Annotated in this window: 13 protein-coding genes; 2 read left to right on the top strand and 11 right to left on the bottom strand. The window is 60.7% G+C overall.

The window, feature by feature from the left end; translation table 11 throughout:
* Nucleotides 1-69 precede the first annotated feature (69 nt).
* The 11 genes from lpxD to rpsB all read right to left on the bottom strand — a co-directional run bounded on the left by lpxD (nt 70) and on the right by rpsB (nt 11,552).
* Nucleotides 70-1,125 carry a UDP-3-O-(3-hydroxymyristoyl)glucosamine N-acyltransferase gene (gene lpxD / locus BV82_RS06560; protein ID WP_010224835.1) on the bottom strand — a complete coding sequence of 352 codons (1,056 nt, stop codon included), beginning with the start codon at nt 1,123-1,125 and terminating at the stop codon, nt 70-72.
* A 2-nt stretch (nt 1,126-1,127) separates the two neighbouring features.
* On the bottom strand, nt 1,128-1,631 hold the full coding sequence (locus BV82_RS06555; protein ID WP_010224837.1) for an OmpH/Skp family outer membrane protein: 504 nt from the start codon (nt 1,629-1,631) through the stop codon (nt 1,128-1,130).
* A 44-nt stretch (nt 1,632-1,675) separates the two neighbouring features.
* Entirely contained in the window at nt 1,676-4,024 is a 2,349-nt protein-coding gene (gene bamA / locus BV82_RS06550; RefSeq protein WP_010224839.1) for an outer membrane protein assembly factor BamA, read from the bottom strand.
* 74 nt (nt 4,025-4,098) lie between these two features.
* Complete coding sequence (gene rseP, locus BV82_RS06545) at nt 4,099-5,451, bottom strand: RIP metalloprotease RseP (RefSeq protein ID WP_036994078.1); 1,353 nt, start codon at nt 5,449-5,451, stop codon at nt 4,099-4,101.
* Between the two features lie 57 nt (nt 5,452-5,508).
* Nucleotides 5,509-6,699 carry a 1-deoxy-D-xylulose-5-phosphate reductoisomerase gene (gene ispC, locus BV82_RS06540; RefSeq protein ID WP_010224843.1) on the bottom strand — a complete coding sequence of 397 codons (1,191 nt, stop codon included), beginning with the start codon at nt 6,697-6,699 and terminating at the stop codon, nt 5,509-5,511.
* Nucleotides 6,696-7,511: a phosphatidate cytidylyltransferase gene (locus BV82_RS06535; protein ID WP_036994077.1), complete on the bottom strand. Its 816-nt coding sequence runs from the start codon at nt 7,509-7,511 to the stop codon at nt 6,696-6,698. Before BV82_RS06535 ends, ispC begins: the two co-directional genes overlap by 4 nt.
* Nucleotides 7,511-8,266: a polyprenyl diphosphate synthase gene (uppS, locus tag BV82_RS06530; protein WP_010224846.1), complete on the bottom strand. Its 756-nt coding sequence runs from the start codon at nt 8,264-8,266 to the stop codon at nt 7,511-7,513. The genes BV82_RS06535 and uppS overlap by 1 nt, the downstream gene beginning before the upstream one ends.
* Before the next feature lie 18 nt (nt 8,267-8,284).
* The gene (gene frr / locus BV82_RS06525) at nt 8,285-8,842 is read right to left on the bottom strand and encodes a ribosome recycling factor (protein WP_036994076.1); all 558 of its coding nucleotides are present in this window, start codon (nt 8,840-8,842) and stop codon (nt 8,285-8,287) included.
* Nucleotides 8,839-9,582, bottom strand: coding sequence for a UMP kinase (gene pyrH, locus BV82_RS06520; RefSeq protein WP_010224848.1), 744 nt, complete (start codon nt 9,580-9,582; stop codon nt 8,839-8,841). Before pyrH ends, frr begins: the two co-directional genes overlap by 4 nt.
* Nucleotides 9,583-9,764: 182 nt before the next feature.
* A complete protein-coding gene (gene tsf / locus BV82_RS06515) occupies nt 9,765-10,628 on the bottom strand; it encodes a translation elongation factor Ts (RefSeq protein WP_010224849.1) in 864 nt (287 codons plus the stop codon).
* A gap of 189 nt (nt 10,629-10,817) precedes the next feature.
* Nucleotides 10,818-11,552, bottom strand: a complete 735-nt coding sequence (rpsB, locus tag BV82_RS06510) for a 30S ribosomal protein S2 (RefSeq protein ID WP_010224850.1) — start codon at nt 11,550-11,552, stop codon at nt 10,818-10,820.
* Between the two features lie 344 nt (nt 11,553-11,896).
* On the opposite strand from rpsB, the gene map reads away from it, so the two are divergent.
* Nucleotides 11,897-12,679 carry a type I methionyl aminopeptidase gene (gene map / locus BV82_RS06505; RefSeq protein ID WP_010224851.1) on the top strand — a complete coding sequence of 261 codons (783 nt, stop codon included), beginning with the start codon at nt 11,897-11,899 and terminating at the stop codon, nt 12,677-12,679.
* Between the two features lie 21 nt (nt 12,680-12,700).
* Nucleotides 12,701-15,400, top strand: a complete 2,700-nt coding sequence (locus BV82_RS06500; protein ID WP_036994075.1) for a [protein-PII] uridylyltransferase — start codon at nt 12,701-12,703, stop codon at nt 15,398-15,400.
* Nucleotides 15,401-15,410: the final 10 nt, after the last annotated feature.

Below are 15,410 nucleotides of genomic sequence, written 5' to 3'. Positions count from 1 at the left end.
TCACACGGCGCTCCTTTAGCAAATCAAAGAGTCAGTCTAGGGCTGTTCACTCTTGATCAGGAAATGGTATCAGCCTTCTGATGAAGCTTTATCGCCAGAGGTCACGGCGGCGAGACGCTTTTCCAGTTGTTGAAGGCGTTTTGACATCTCGTCCAGCTGGCGAATCCGTGCGGCGCTTTTACGCCACTCGGCCAGCGGCTGCATTGCCGTACCGGAAGAATAGGCGCCTGGCTCGGTGATCGAGCGTGTCACCATGGTCATCCCGGAGACGAAAACGTTGTCGCAGACATCGATGTGTCCAACCATGCCGACACCGCCGGCAATGGTGCAATGCTTGCCAATCTTGGTGCTGCCGGAAATCCCGACACATGCCGCCATCGCCGTATGATCGCCGATCTGCACGTTATGGGCGATCTGGATCTGGTTGTCGAGCTTGACCCCGTCACCGATGCGAGTGTCAGCCAGGGCACCACGGTCAACCGCAGTATTGACGCCGATCTCGACATCATCACCGATGCTCACGCCGCCAATCTGGGCAATCTTCTGCCAGACACCCTTGTCGTTGGCAAAGCCGAAGCCTTCGCCACCGATCACCGCGCCAGACTGAATAACCACACGTTTACCGATACGTACGTCGTGGTACAGGGTCACCCGCGGGGCCAGCCAGCCGCCCTCGCCGATCACGCAACGCGCGCCGATAAAGCACTGGGCACCGATGGTCACGCCCGGGCCGACCTGCGCACCGCTTTCGATCACCGCGCAGGCACCAACGCTGGCACTGGCATCAACCTGGGCATCGGCGGCAACCACGGCGCTGGGATGAATTCCCGCTACAGCCCTGGGCTTCGGATCGAACAGGTGGGAGAGGCGTGCGTAAGCGAGGTACGGGTCGGGAACGATCAGCGCGTTACCGGCAAAGCCTTCGGCGTCGGCCGGCTTGAGCAGGATCGCTGCCGCGTGGGTTTCACCCAGGTACTTGCGGTACTGCGGGTTGGCCAGGAAGCTCAACTGCCCCGGCCCGGCTTCCTGAAGGGTCGCCAGGCCAGTGATTTCCAGCTCCTCGGGGCCACTCAGGGTGGCTCCGAGGAACTCGGCCAACTGACCGAGTTTCATGGTCACGGTCATGATCAACGGGACTGATTCATGCGCTCGATGACCTGGCGGGTGATGTCGTACTGAGGTTTGACATCAATGACCGCGCCACGCTCAAGCACCAGGTCGAAACCGCCTTTCTTGATCACTTCTTCAACCGCGCCGTCCAGTTTCGGCTTCAGTTGCTTGAGCATTTCGCGGTCGGCCACGGCCTTGGACTCGTTCAGTTCCTTGGACTGGAACTGGAAGTCACGGGCTTTCTGCTTGTATTCAAGCTCCAGGCGCTCGCGCTCAGGCTGGGCCATCTTGTCACCACCGGCACGGATGCGGTCGGCAATGCCCTTGGCGCTGCTTTCCAGGTTCTTCAGCTTGGTCAGCTGTGGGCCGAACTTCTTCTCGGCGTCGACGGCGTACTTCTTCGCCGCGTCCGACTCGAGCAGGGCCATTTGGTAGTTCAGGACGGCAATTTTCATTTCGGCGAAAGCCGGGGTTGCGACCAGGGCCGCAGCCAGTACTGCCAGTTGAGTCAACTTACGCACGATGCACTCCTACAGAATCCGTTGTCGTTAGCAAGGGGCAGACCTTAGAAGGTCTGACCCAGAGAGAATTGGAACACCTGGGTATCGGCTTCGTCCGGTTTCTTCACCGGCATTGCCAGGCTGAAGCTCAACGGGCCGAGAGCGGTAATCCAGGTCACGCCCAGGCCGACGGAGCTGGCCAGGCCCGACAGGCCGACCTTTTCGCAATCGGGCTTGGAACCGCAGTTGGTGTCGAAAACGTTACCCACATCCCAGAAGACCGAGGTGCGCAGCGAGCGTTGGTCCTTGACGAACGGCAGCGGGAACAGCAGCTCTACACCACCCTGGACGAGGACATTACCACCGAACGGCAGTGGATCCTGATCCGGGTCGGCGATGGTACCCGGGTTCTTGCCGGTACTCGGGGTGCTGCGTGGCCCTAGGCTGCTGTCCTTGAAGCCACGTACCGAGTTGAAACCACCGGCGTAGTAGTTCTCGTAGAACGGCAGGCCCGAGGTACCGCCGAAACCATCACCATAGCCCAGCTCGGTGTGCAGGCGCAGGGTGTAGTCGTTGGTGATCGGCTTGAACATCTGGCCACGGTAGTCCAGCTTGAAGAACGACAGGTCGCTACCCGGAGTGGTCGCTTCCAGTACCAGGCTTTGCGAGTGACCACGGGTGGCCAGTACGCCCTTGTTCAGGGTCGACTCGGACCAGCCGGCCGAGGCCTTGAAGTTCAGGTACTTGTCGCCTTCCTCGTTGACGAATTTGAAGATCTCGTCAACGGTGTACTTGCCGGTCTTGATCTCGTCCTGCTGTACGGTCAGGCCGAAGGTCAGGCGCGAGGTCTCGCTGATCGGGTAACCGACGCTGACACCGGCACCGAGGCTGTCAACCGCATAGCTGGCCACGTCGACGTCGAGGTCATCGTAGTCGGTGGTGCGGTAGAAGGCGTTGTAGCCCAGGCTGACGCCGTCGGCAGTCCAGTAGGGGTCAACGAAGCCGAAGTTGTAGCGGCTCTGGTATTCGCTGCGGGTCAGGCCGATGGAAACCTTGTTACCAGTACCGAGGAAGTTGGTCTGGCTGATCGAACCACCGAGGATCAGACCGGCGCTCTGGGCGAAACCGACACTGGCGGTAATCGAACCGGAAGCTTGCTCTTCAACGCTGTAGTTGACGTCGACCTGGTCGTCGGTACCTGGGACAGCCGGGGTCTCGACGTTGACTTCCTTGAAGAAGCCCAGGCGCTCCAGACGGGTCTTGGACTGGTCAATCAGGTAGGTCGAAGCCCAGCCACCTTCCATCTGGCGCATTTCGCGACGCAGCACTTCGTCTTCGGACTTGGTATTGCCACGGAAGTTGATGCGGTTGACATAGGCGCGCTTGCCCGGATCGACCACGAAGGTGATGTCGACCGTGTGATCGTCATCATGAGGTTGTGGCACGCCGTTGACGTTGGCGAAGGTGTAGCCTTCGTTACCCAGACGACGGGTGATCAGCTCGGACGTGGTGGTCATCACCTTGCGCGAGAACACCTGGCCTGGCTGCACCAGCAGCAGCGACTTGACCTGGTCTTCCGGCACCTTGAGGTCACCGGAGAGCTTGACGTCACGAACGGTGTACTTCTCGCCCTCGTTGACGTTGACGGTGATGTAGACGTGCTTCTTGTCCGGGGTGATCGACACCTGGGTGGAAGCGATGTCCATGTTGATGTAGCCACGGTCCAGGTAGTAGGAACGCAGGCGCTCCAAGTCACCGGAGAGTTTCTCCCGGGCGTACTTGTCGTCGTTCTTGAAGAACGACAGCCAGTTGCTGGTCTTGAGCTCGAACAGGCCGATCAGGTCTTCGTCAGGGAAGACGGTGTTGCCGACCACGTTGATGTGCTGGATTGCAGCAACGGTGCCTTCATTGATCTTGATCTTCAGGCCCACGCGGTTGCGCGGCTGCGGCACCACTTCGGTGTCGACCTCGGCCGAGTAGCGGCCCTGGGCAACGTACTGGCGTTGCAGTTCGTTACGCACGCCCTCAAGGGTGGCTCGCTGGAAGATCTCGCCTTCGGACAGACCGGACTGCTTCAGCCCCTTCATCAGGTCTTCAGTGCTGATCGCCTTGTTGCCTTCGATCTCGATGCTGGACACCGAAGGACGCTCGACCACGGTAATGATCAGGACGTTGCCGTCCCGGCTCAGTTGGATGTCCTGGAAGAAACCGGTCTTGAACAGGGACCGGGTGGATTCCACCAGGCGCCGGTCATCGGCCTCATCGCCGACGTTCAATGGCAAGGCACCAAAAACGCTGCCCGCGGAGACCCGCTGCAGACCATTGACACGAATATCGGAGATGGTGAAGGACTCGGCGTGAACTTCAGCGATCATCAGTACGGCGAGAACCGCAGTTAGCAGCAGACGTTTCATGAAGTCCTTTCTTATTCCAACTGGCAATAAACGACCCGCCGCGGGACGCGGCAGGTTCGCAATTGAGCGAAGCTTTACAGTCGACCCAAATCGTTGATCAGGGCAAGCAACATCACCCCGACTACCAAACTGATACCGATCTGGATCCCCCAACCTTGCACCCGATCCGATAACGGACGACCACGCGCCCACTCGATCAGGTAGAACAGCAAATGCCCCCCATCCAGTACAGGAATGGGCAGCAAATTAAGAACCCCCAGGCTAATGCTCAGGTAGGCGAGGAAATTCAGGAAATCCCCAACACCGGACTGGGCCGAAGCGCCCGCCACTTTAGCAATGGTTATCGGTCCGCTCAAGTTTTTTACCGAGAGCTCGCCGAACAGCATTTTCTTCAACGATTCGAGGGTCAGGACGCTCATGTTCCAGGTGCGTGAAAGTCCCTCCCCTACAGCCTCGAGCGGCCCGTAGCTGACCTCGCGAAGCATGGCATCCGGCCACTTCACCCCTTTGACCCCGGCGCCCAGATATCCCGCGGCCGTTTTGCCCTCGCCACGGCTGGCCAGGGTTACCGGCAACTCCAGCGGCGCACCGTCGCGCTCGATGCGCAGGACGATCTTGCTGCCAGCCCGGCCACGTACGGTATCGACCACTTGCTGCCAGTTGTTCAGCGCCTGGCCATCGAGCGCCAGCAAACGGTCACCGGTTTTCAACCCGGCAGCCTTTGCCGGCCCCTTCGGGTCGAGTTCAGCCAGCACCGGCGGCAATACCGGGCGCCACGGGCGCAAGCCCAGCGAGCGAATCGGGTCCGGATCGTCGGCGCCCTTGAGCCAGTTATTGAGGGTCAGCACGTGCGGGCTGTCGACCGACGCGCCCTCCTCGCGCACACTGATGTGCAACTGGCCGCTTTCACCCAGACGGCGGATCAGTTGCAGGTTGACTGCCGCCCAGCCACTGGTTGGCTTGCCATCAATGGAAACAATTTCCTGGCCAGCCGTGAGCCCGGCCACTTCGGCGATACTCCCCGCTTCGACCGCACCGATGACCGGACGCTCCTGCTGGGTGCCGACCATGGCCAGGATCCAGAAGAAGAAAAACGCCAGGAGAAAGTTGGCCACCGGGCCCGCCGCGACAATCGCGATGCGCTGACGCACAGACTTGCGGTTGAAGGATTGTTCGAGCTGCTCGGGGGGCACCGCACCTTCGCGCTCGTCGAGCATTTTCACGTAGCCGCCCAGCGGAATCGCCGCTACCACGAACTCAGTGCCATGCCGGTCATGCCAGCGCAGCAACGGCATGCCAAAACCAACGGAAAATCGCAAAACCTTGACGCCGCAACGCCGGGCCACCCAGAAGTGACCGAATTCGTGAAAGGTGACCAGCACACCCAATGCCACCAGGGTGCCGATAATCATGTAGAGCGCACTCATGTCTTTCTCCGAATGACGTTCAGCGGCACCGGGCCTGACGCACTGCTGCGCCAGACCTCAGCGGCCGTGATGAGCCAACCATTGTCCGGCCAGCTGCCGCGCACGCTGGTCGGCGGCAAACACCGCATCGAGCGACTCGACTGCAACCACCGGCTCTTGATCGAGCACTTGTTCGATCATACTCGCGATCTCGGGGAAGCGGATGCGCCGCTGGAGAAATGCTTCCACCGCCACTTCGTTGGCCGCATTAAGTACCGCCGGCGCGCTATTACCCGCCTCGGCCGCCTCGCGGGCCAGGCGCAGGCAAGGGAAGCGCTGTTCGTCCGGCGCCTTGAAGTCCAGGCGGGCAACCGCGAACAGGTCCAGTGGCGCCACCCCCGAATCGATACGCTCCGGCCAGGCCAGGGCATTGGCGATCGGCGTGCGCATGTCCGGATTGCCCAACTGGGCCAATACCGAACCGTCGACATAATCGACCAGCGAGTGGATCACACTTTGCGGGTGCACCACCACCTCGACCTGGCTGGGCCGTGCATCGAACAGCCAGCACGCCTCGATAAGCTCCAGGCCCTTGTTCATCATGCTTGCCGAATCGACCGAGATCTTGCGGCCCATGGACCAGTTCGGGTGGGCGCAAGCCTGTTCAGGGCTGACATCCATGAGCTCGGCCATCGGCGTTTCGCGAAACGGCCCGCCAGAGGCGGTCAACAGGATACGGCGCACGCCAACCTGGGCCAGGCCGCGGGAGTAATCACCCGGCAGGCACTGGAAGATCGCATTGTGCTCGCTGTCGATCGGCAGCAGCACGGCGCCACTGCGCCGCACCGCCTGCATGAACAAGGCGCCGGACATCACCAGCGCCTCCTTGTTTGCCAGCAGCACCTTCTTGCCTGCTTCGACTGCTGCCAGGGTCGGACGCAGGCCGGCAGCGCCGACGATCGCAGCCATCACGGCATCGACCTCGGCAGCTGACGCGACCTGGCACAAGCCCTCTTCACCGACCAGCACCTGGGTGGCCAAACCCGCTACTGCCAGGCCTTCACGCAGCTGCTGTGCAGCCTCGGCCGAAGGCACCACGGCAAACGCCGGGGCATGGCGCACGCACAGGGCCAATAGCTCTTGCAGGCGCGAGTAGCCGCTCAGGGCGAACACCTGGTAACGATCCGGATGACGAGCGATCACATCCAGGGTACTGAGGCCGATCGAGCCGGTCGCGCCCAGCACGGTAATACGCTGTACGCCGCTCACATTACGCCCCAATTGGCTGCCCAGAGCAGCACGGCAAACACCGGAATGGCTGCGGTGAGGCTGTCGATACGGTCCAGCACGCCGCCATGACCCGGCAACAGGTTGCTGCTGTCCTTGATCCCCGAGCGGCGCTTGAACATGCTTTCGGTCAGATCGCCAACTACCGAGACGAAAACCACGGCTGCAGCGCCGAACAGGCCGAGCACCAGCTCACCCGCGCTCCAGTCACGAGAGATAGCCACTACTGCGGTAATCACCAGGCTCAGGGCCAGGCCACCGTAGACGCCTTCCCAGCTCTTGCCCGGGCTCACCTGCGGGGCCAGCTTGCGCTTGCCGAAGGCGCGGCCGGAGAAGTACGCACCGATGTCCGCCCCCCAGACCAGCACCATGACCGCCATGATCAGCCAGTTGCCCAGCGGCCACTGCTTGAGCAGCACCAGGCCTTGCCAGGCCGGCAACAGGATCAGCAGACCGATCAGCAGGCGGCAGGCAGCACTGGCCCACAGCTCGCTGCTGCGCGGGTACGTCAGCACCAGCCAGGTTGCCAGCGCCCACCACAACACCGAAGCCCCCAGCACCCAGGGCGCCAGGTCCGGCATCAGGTAGAGCAGCATCAGCAGGCCGGCGACCACGGCAGCGTAAGCCACACGCAGGGCTTGGCCGACCAGGCCGGCCAGACGCGCCCATTCCCAGGCCCCCAGGGTCACCACTACGCCGACGAACAGGGCGAAGTCGCCGCCGTTCAACAGGAAGAAGCCACACAGGGCGATCGGCAGCAGGATCAGCGCCGTAATGATGCGTTGTTTAAGCATTAAGCACGGGCTCCAGCTTCGACCTGCTCGCTGGTTTTCCCGAAGCGGCGCTGGCGCGAAGCGAAATCGGCCAGCGCGGTACGCATGGCCTCGTGTTTGAAGTCCGGCCAGAACAGGTCGGAAAAGTACAACTCGGCGTAGGCCAGCTGCCACAGCAAGAAATTGCTGATGCGGTGCTCGCCACCGGTACGGATGCACAGGTCGGGCAGCGGCAGGTCGCCTGTGGCCAGGCAGGTCTGCAGCAGCTCGGGGGTGATGTCGTCCGGACGCAGGTGGCCGGCCTGGACTTCCCGCGCCAGGCGCTGGGCGGCCTGGGCGATATCCCACTGACCACCGTAGTTGGCGGCGATCTGCAGGATGAAACGATTGGCGCCGGCGGTCGCCGCTTCGGCCTCACGCATGGCAGCCTGCAGCTCAGGATGAAAGCGCGAGCGGTCACCGATGATACGCAGGCTGATGTTGTTGTCGTTGAGGCGTTTGGCTTCCCGGCGCAGGGCCGAGAAGAACAGCTCCATCAATGCCCCGACCTCTTCGGCCGGGCGCTGCCAGTTTTCACTGGAAAAGGCGAACAGGGTCAGCACCTCGACCTTGGCCTCGGCGCACACCTCGATGACCGCGCGCACTGCGTCCACGCCGGCCTTGTGCCCGGCAACACCGGGCAACAGGCGCTTCTTCGCCCAGCGATTATTCCCATCCATGATGATCGCGACATGGCGCGGCACCGATGGGGACACACCTTGCTTGGTCTTTTCCATTGAAAAAAGTCCCGACCCTTAAACGGCCATCAGGTCCTTTTCTTTTGCCTTCACAGCGACTTCGATGTCAGCTACGGCCTTGTCGGTCAGCTTCTGCACATCGTCAGCTGCACGACGCTCTTCGTCTTCGCTGATTTCTTTCTCTTTGACCAGATCTTTGAGCTGGCTCAGCGCATCACGACGAATGTTACGCACGGCAATACGGGCATCTTCAGCCGCATCGCGCGCCTGCTTGGTGAAGCCCTTGCGGGTTTCTTCAGTCAGGGCCGGCATCGAGATCAGCAGCAGTTCACCCAGGTTGGTCGGGTTGAAGCCCAGGCCCGAGTTGAGAATGGCTTTTTCCACCGCGGCCAGCATGTTGCGCTCAAACGCCACGACCTGAAGGGTACGGGCATCTTTAACAGTCACGTTGGCGACCTGGTTGATCGGAGTGTCAGCGCCGTAGTAAGGCACCTGGACACCGGCCAGGATCTGCGGGTTGGCCGCACCGGTACGAATCCGGCTGAACGCGTGCTGCAGCGATTCCAGGGACTTGACCATGCGTTCCTGGGCGTCTTTCTTGATTTCGTTGATCATTTTTGAACTTCCTCGATCAGAGTTCCTTCAGCGCCGCCATGCACGATGTTCAGCAGGGCGCCGGGCTTGTTCATATTGAAGACGCGCAGCGGCATCTTGTGATCGCGGCACAGGCAGATTGCCGTCAGATCCATCACGCCCAGCTTGCGATCCAGTACTTCATCGTAGGTCAGATGATCGAACTTCTCGGCATGCGGGTCTTTGAATGGGTCTGCAGTGTATACACCATCGACCTTGGTTGCCTTCAATACCACGTCGGCATCGATTTCGATGGCGCGCAGGCAAGCCGCGGAGTCGGTGGTGAAGAACGGGTTGCCGGTACCGGCAGCGAAGATTACGACTTCTTTGGAGTTCAGGTGGCGCATGGCTTTGCGACGATCATAGTGATCGGTAACGCCAACCATGGAGATGGCCGACATGACGATCGCGGTAATGTTGGCGCGCTCAAGCGCGTCGCGCATGGCCAGGCCATTCATTACGGTCGCCAGCATGCCCATGTGGTCGCCAGTGACGCGGTCCATGCCGGCTGCACTGAGCGCCGCGCCACGGAACAGGTTGCCCCCGCCGATTACCAAACCGACCTGAACACCAATGCCGACCAGTTGGCCGACTTCCAATGCCATGCGATCCAGGACCTTGGGGTCGATCCCGAACTCTTCCGAGCCCATCAGGGCCTCGCCGCTAAGCTTGAGTAGAATGCGTTTATAGCGAGCTTGATAACCACTGCCCTGCTGAGCCATTGCGAATCTCTCCTGCGGCGTTTGTAAAAAAATCTGGCGGGCTGTTTTCAGCCTGCGCGTAACTCTAGCGTGGCGCAGCTACTGCGCCAACGAAAGGCGGCTTTGTAAGCCGCTCCCGCTTTGACAAAGAGGCTGCGCGCGTGAGCGGGCAGCCTCTTCGGGGCGACAGAGGTGAATCTGTCTTATTGCTTGGCAGCAGCCAGCTGAGCAGCAACTTCTTCAGCGAAGTTGTCGACTGGCTTCTCGATGCCTTCGCCTACTTTGAAGTAGGTGAAGGAAACGATTTCAGCACCGGCTTTCTTGGCCAGCTCACCGACCTTGATTTCCGGGTTCATGACGAACGCTTGCTCGACCAGGCTGGCTTCGGCCAGGAACTTCGAGATACGGCCTTTGACCATGTTCTCGACGATGTTCTCAGGCTTGCCCTTGATCTTCTCTTCGTTCAGGGTCAGGAAGACGTTCTTCTCGCGCTCGATTGCTTCAGCCGAAACTTCCGACGGCAGCAGGAACTCTGGGTTGCTTGCCGCCACGTGCATGGCGATTTCTTTGGCCAGCTGGACGTCGCCGCCCTTCAGGACAACAGCAACACCGATCTTGTTGCCGTGCAGGTAGGTGCCGACAACGTCACCTTCAACGCGCACCAGGCGACGGATGTTGACGTTCTCACCAACCTTGGCAACCAGCGCTTCACGAGCCGATTCGCGGGAAGCGATCAGCGGAGCGGCGTCGGTCAGTTTCTCGGCGAAAGCTTGGTCAACGCTTTCAGCGACGAAGGTTTTGAAGTCGTCTTGCAGAGCCAGGAAGTCGGTCTGCGAGTTGACTTCCAGCAGGACGGCGGATTTGTCGTCGGCCTTGATGGCGATTGCGCCTTCAGCGGCAACGTTGCCAGCCTTTTTAGCGGCCTTGATGGCGCCCGAAGCGCGCATGTCGTCAATGGCTTTCTCGATGTCGCCGCCGGCCTTTTCCAGGGCCTTTTTGCAATCCATCATGCCTTCGCCGGTACGCTCACGCAGTTCTTTGACCAGCGCTGCAGTAATTGCTGCCATTTCAAATTCCTCTTGGATAGGTTTTCAACCATTCCACCCGATACTTGACGGGCGTTCAATTCTGTAAATCCACTCACCAGCACTCATGCAGTAACAAGGTTGCAACGGCGATGCTGACAAGAGGATTTCAAGGTGGCAAAAAGGGGGCAAAGCCCCCTTTTCGCGTGCCGAGTAGACGCCAGGCGTCAATTACTCAGCAGCTGGTGCTGCTTCTTCGGCGTACACTTCGGTACCGCCAGCAACGTTGTTGCGGCCACGGATCACGGCGTCAGCCATCGAACCCATGTACAGCTGGATAGCGCGGATGGCGTCATCGTTACCTGGGATGATGTAGTCAACGCCTTCTGGGCTGGAGTTGGTATCGACAACGCCGATGACCGGGATGCCCAGCTTGTTGGCTTCGGTGATAGCGATGCGCTCGTGGTCAACGTCGATCACGAACAGGGCATCAGGCAGGCCGCCCATGTCCTTGATACCACCCAGGCTGCGATCCAGTTTTTCCAGATCACGCGAGCGCATCAGGGCTTCTTTCTTGGTCAGCTTGGCGAAAGTGCCGTCTTCGGCCTGGGTTTCCAGGTCGCGCAGACGCTTGATCGAAGCGCGGATGGTCTTGTAGTTGGTCAGCATGCCGCCCAACCAGCGGTGATCGACGTACGGCGAACCGCAACGTGCTGCTTCTTCAGCAACGATCTTGCCAGCGGAACGCTTGGTGCCGACGAACAGAATCTTGTTTTTGCCCTGGGCCAGACGCTCTACGAAGGTCAGTGCCTCGTTGAACATTGGCAGGGTTTTTTCAAGGTTGATGATGTGAATCTTGTTGCGCGCACCGAAAATGTACTTGCCCATTTTCGGGTTCCAGTAACGGGTTTGGTGACCGAAGTGCACACCGGCCTTCAGCATATCGCGCATGTTGACTTGGGACATGATAGTTCCTTGATAAGTCGGGTTGGGCCTCCACGTATCCCAATGACCAACCCGCGATCCGTGGATCGAAGGCACCCAGGTCATCGTGTCGACACGTGTGTGGGTTTAGTGCTTCCGGAGCTATCCCCGGAAAGCGGCGCATTTTATACCACACAAGCCCGCCAAGCGAAACCAGAATTACCATTGAACGTCACAGGCTTTTGCACACATCGCCCATTAGCGCCAGAATGGCCCTTATATAAAGGCTGTATCAGCGCCATGGCCGCCTGAATCGGGCCTGGCTCTGTTAGAATCCGGCCTTTCCCCAGATTATTTGCGCCTTGCTGCGCCGTAGAGAGCCTGTAATGACCGTTACCATCAAAACCGCCGAAGACATCGAAAAGATGCGCATCGCCGGCCGCCTGGCCGCCGAAGTCCTGGAGATGATCGAAGAGCACGTCAAGCCCGGTGTCACCACCGAGGAGCTCGACCGCCTGTGCCACGACTACATCGTCAACGTCCAGCAAGCGATTCCGGCGCCGCTCAACTACAAGGGCTTCCCCAAGTCGATCTGCACCTCGGTCAACCACGTGGTCTGCCATGGCATCCCGGGCGACAAGCCGCTCAAGGACGGTGACACCCTGAACATCGACGTCACCGTGATCAAGGATGGCTACCACGGCGACACCAGCCGCATGTTCCACGTCGGCACCGTACCGGTATGGGCCGAGCGCCTGTCCCAGATCACCCAGGAGTGCATGTACAAGGCCATCGAACTGGTCAAGCCAGGCTGCCGCCTGGGCGACATCGGCGAAGTGATCCAGAAGCACGCGGAAAAGAACGGTTTCTCGGTGGTGCGCGAGTTCTGCGGCCACGGCATCGGCAAGGTGTTCCACGAAGAGCCGCAGATCCTGCACTACGGCCGCGCCGGCACCGGCATGGAGCTCAAGGAAGGCATGACCTTTACCATCGAGCCGATGATCAACCAGGGCAAAGCCGACACCAAGGTGCTGGGCGACGGCTGGACCGCCATCACCAAGGACCGCAAGCTCTCGGCCCAGTGGGAACACACCCTGGTGGTGACCGCGACCGGTTACGAAATCTTCACCCTGCGTAAAGACGACACCATTCCCCGCACGTCGGCCTGATTGTCACAGGAAAGCCTCTCGATGCCCCAGGTGGATCCCGAGCTGTTCGATCGCGGTCAGTTCCAGGCGGAACTGGCCCTCAAGGCAAGCCCTATCGCTGCCTTCAAGAAAGCCATCCGCCAGGCCGGCGAGGTGCTCGACAACCGCTTTCGCAGCGGCCGCGAGATCCGCCGGCTGATCGAGGACCGCGCCTGGTTCGTCGACAACATCCTGCAACAGGCCTGGAACCAGTTCACCTGGAGCGAAGACGCCGATATCGCCCTGATCGCCACCGGTGGCTACGGGCGCGGCGAACTGCACCCCTACTCCGACATCGATCTGCTGATCCTGCTCGACAGTGCCGACCACGAGGTTTTTCGCGACTCGATCGAACGCTTTCTGACCCTGCTCTGGGACATCGGCCTGGAAGTCGGCCAGAGCGTGCGCTCGGTCGATGAATGCGCAGAACAGGCCCGCGCCGACCTGACGGTAGTCACCAACCTGATGGAAAGCCGCACTATTGCCGGCCCCGAGCACCTGCGCCAGCGCATGCTCGAGGTCACCAGCACCGCGCACATGTGGCCGAGCAAGGAATTCTTCCTGGCCAAGCGTGCCGAGCAAAAAGCCCGGCACCACAAGTACAACGACACCGAGTACAACCTGGAGCCCAACGTCAAGGGCTCGCCAGGCGGCCTGCGTGATATCCAGACGGTACTGTGGATCGCCCGGCGCCAGTACGGCACCCTCAACCTGCACGCTCTGGCCGGCGAAGGCTTCTTGCTGGAAAGCGAGAACAACCTGCTGGCCTCGTCCCAGGAATTTCTCTGGAAAGTGCGCTACGCCCTGCACATGCTGGCCGGGCGTGCCGAGGACCGCTTGCTGTTCGACCACCAGCGCAGCATCGCCGCCCTGCTCGGGTTTGGCGACGAAAACCCCAAGCGCGCCATCGAGCAGTTCATGCAGCAGTACTACCGGGTGGTGATGAGCATCGCCGAGCTCAGCGACCTGATCATCCAGCACTTCGAAGAAGTCATCCTCGACGACGACAGCGCCAGTGCCCAGCCGCTGAACGCACGTTTCCAACTGCATGACGGCTATATCGAGGCAGTACGCACCAACGTCTTCAAGCGCACGCCGTTCGCCATGCTGGAAATCTTCGTGCTGATGGCCCAGCACCCGGAAATCAAGGGCGTGCGCGCCGACACCATTCGTCTGCTGCGCGAACACCGGCACCTGATCGACGACGATTTTCGTAATGATATCCGCAACACCAGCCTGTTCATCGAGCTGTTCAAGTGCGAGATCGGTATCCACCGCAATCTGCGGCGGATGAACCGCTACGGCATTCTCGGCCGTTATTTGCCGGAGTTCGGCCTGATCGTCGGGCAGATGCAGCACGACCTGTTTCACATCTATACCGTCGATGCGCACACCCTTAACCTGATCAAGCACCTGCGCAAACTGCAGTACACCCCGGTTTCGGAAAAATTCCCGCTGGCCAGCAAGCTCATGGGCCGCCTGCCCAAGCCAGAGCTGATTTATCTCGCCGGGCTTTATCACGACATCGGCAAGGGTCGTCAGGGTGATCACTCCGAGTTGGGCGCGGTGGACGCCCAGGCCTTCTGTGCGCGTCATCAGCTACCGAGCTGGGACAGCCGGCTGATTGTCTGGCTGGTGCAGCATCACCTGGTGATGTCGACCACCGCCCAGCGCAAGGACCTGTCCGACCCGCAGGTAATCTACGACTTCGCCCAACTGGTGGGCGATGAAACCCGCCTGGATTACCTTTATGTACTAACGGTGGCCGACATCAACGCCACCAACCCGAGCCTGTGGAACTCTTGGCGCGCCAGCTTGCTGCGCCAGCTCTACACCGAGACCAAGCGTGCCCTGCGCCGCGGCCTGGAAAACCCGTTGGACCGCGAAGAGCAGATCCGCCAGACCCAGAGCGCAGCACTGGACATCCTCATTCGCGAGGGCACCGACCCGGACGACGTCGAGCAACTGTGGTCGCAATTGGGTGACGATTACTTCCTGCGCCATACCGCCGCCGACGTGGCCTGGCACAGCGATGCCATCCTCCAGCAGCCGGCCGACGGCGGGCCGCTGGTGCTGATCAAGGAAACCACCCAGCGCGAATTCGAAGGCGGCACCCAGATCTTCATCTATGCCCCCGACCAGCACGACTTCTTCGCCGTGACGGTGGCGGCCATGGACCAGCTCAACCTGAACATCCATGACGCGCGGATCATCACCTCGAGCAGCCAGTTCACCCTCGACACCTATATCGTGCTCGATAACGATGGCGACTCGATCGGCGACAATCCCGTGCGGGTCAAGCAAATTCGCGACGGCCTGACCGACGCCTTGCGCAACCCCGACGACTACCCGACCATCATCCAGCGCCGGGTACCGCGCCAGCTCAAGCACTTCACCTTTGCCCCGCAGGTGACCATCCATAACGATGCCCAGCGCCCGGTGACCATCCTCGAACTCAGCGCCCCCGACCGCCCCGGCCTGCTGGCGCGGATCGGCAAGATCTTCCTGGAGTTCGACCTGTCGCTGCAAAATGCCAAGATTGCCACCCTCGGCGAACGGGTCGAAGACGTGTTCTTCATCACCGACGCCGACAACCAGCCCCTGTCCGACCCGCAGTTGTGCAGCCGCCTGCAGGATGCGATCGTCGAGCAACTGCGCGTCGACCAGGCGACCGGGGTGCCTTTGACCCGCCTGACCATTTGACCGTTTGACG

The organism is Pseudomonas donghuensis (assembly GCF_000696345.2).
GTDB classification, from domain to species: Bacteria; Pseudomonadota; Gammaproteobacteria; order Pseudomonadales; family Pseudomonadaceae; genus Aquipseudomonas; species Aquipseudomonas donghuensis.
This window is presented reverse-complemented; position numbering and strand designations above follow the sequence as displayed.

Excerpts from the sequence above, each read along its gene's own strand:
- lpxD (WP_010224835.1), bottom strand. The coding sequence starts at position 1,125 with ATGACCGTGACCATGAAACTCGGTCAGTTGGCCGAGTTCCTCGGAGCC.
- bamA (WP_010224839.1), bottom strand. The coding sequence starts at position 4,024 with ATGAAACGTCTGCTGCTAACTGCGGTTCTCGCCGTACTGATGATCGCT.
- rseP (WP_036994078.1), bottom strand. The coding sequence starts at position 5,451 with ATGAGTGCGCTCTACATGATTATCGGCACCCTGGTGGCATTGGGTGTG.
- BV82_RS06535 (WP_036994077.1), bottom strand. The coding sequence starts at position 7,511 with ATGCTTAAACAACGCATCATTACGGCGCTGATCCTGCTGCCGATCGCC.
- uppS (WP_010224846.1), bottom strand. The coding sequence starts at position 8,266 with ATGGAAAAGACCAAGCAAGGTGTGTCCCCATCGGTGCCGCGCCATGTC.
- frr (WP_036994076.1), bottom strand. The coding sequence starts at position 8,842 with ATGATCAACGAAATCAAGAAAGACGCCCAGGAACGCATGGTCAAGTCC.
- pyrH (WP_010224848.1), bottom strand. The coding sequence starts at position 9,582 with ATGGCTCAGCAGGGCAGTGGTTATCAAGCTCGCTATAAACGCATTCTA.
- tsf (WP_010224849.1), bottom strand. The coding sequence starts at position 10,628 with ATGGCAGCAATTACTGCAGCGCTGGTCAAAGAACTGCGTGAGCGTACC.
- rpsB (WP_010224850.1), bottom strand. The coding sequence starts at position 11,552 with ATGTCCCAAGTCAACATGCGCGATATGCTGAAGGCCGGTGTGCACTTC.
- map (WP_010224851.1), top strand. The coding sequence starts at position 11,897 with ATGACCGTTACCATCAAAACCGCCGAAGACATCGAAAAGATGCGCATC.
- BV82_RS06500 (WP_036994075.1), top strand. The coding sequence starts at position 12,701 with ATGCCCCAGGTGGATCCCGAGCTGTTCGATCGCGGTCAGTTCCAGGCG.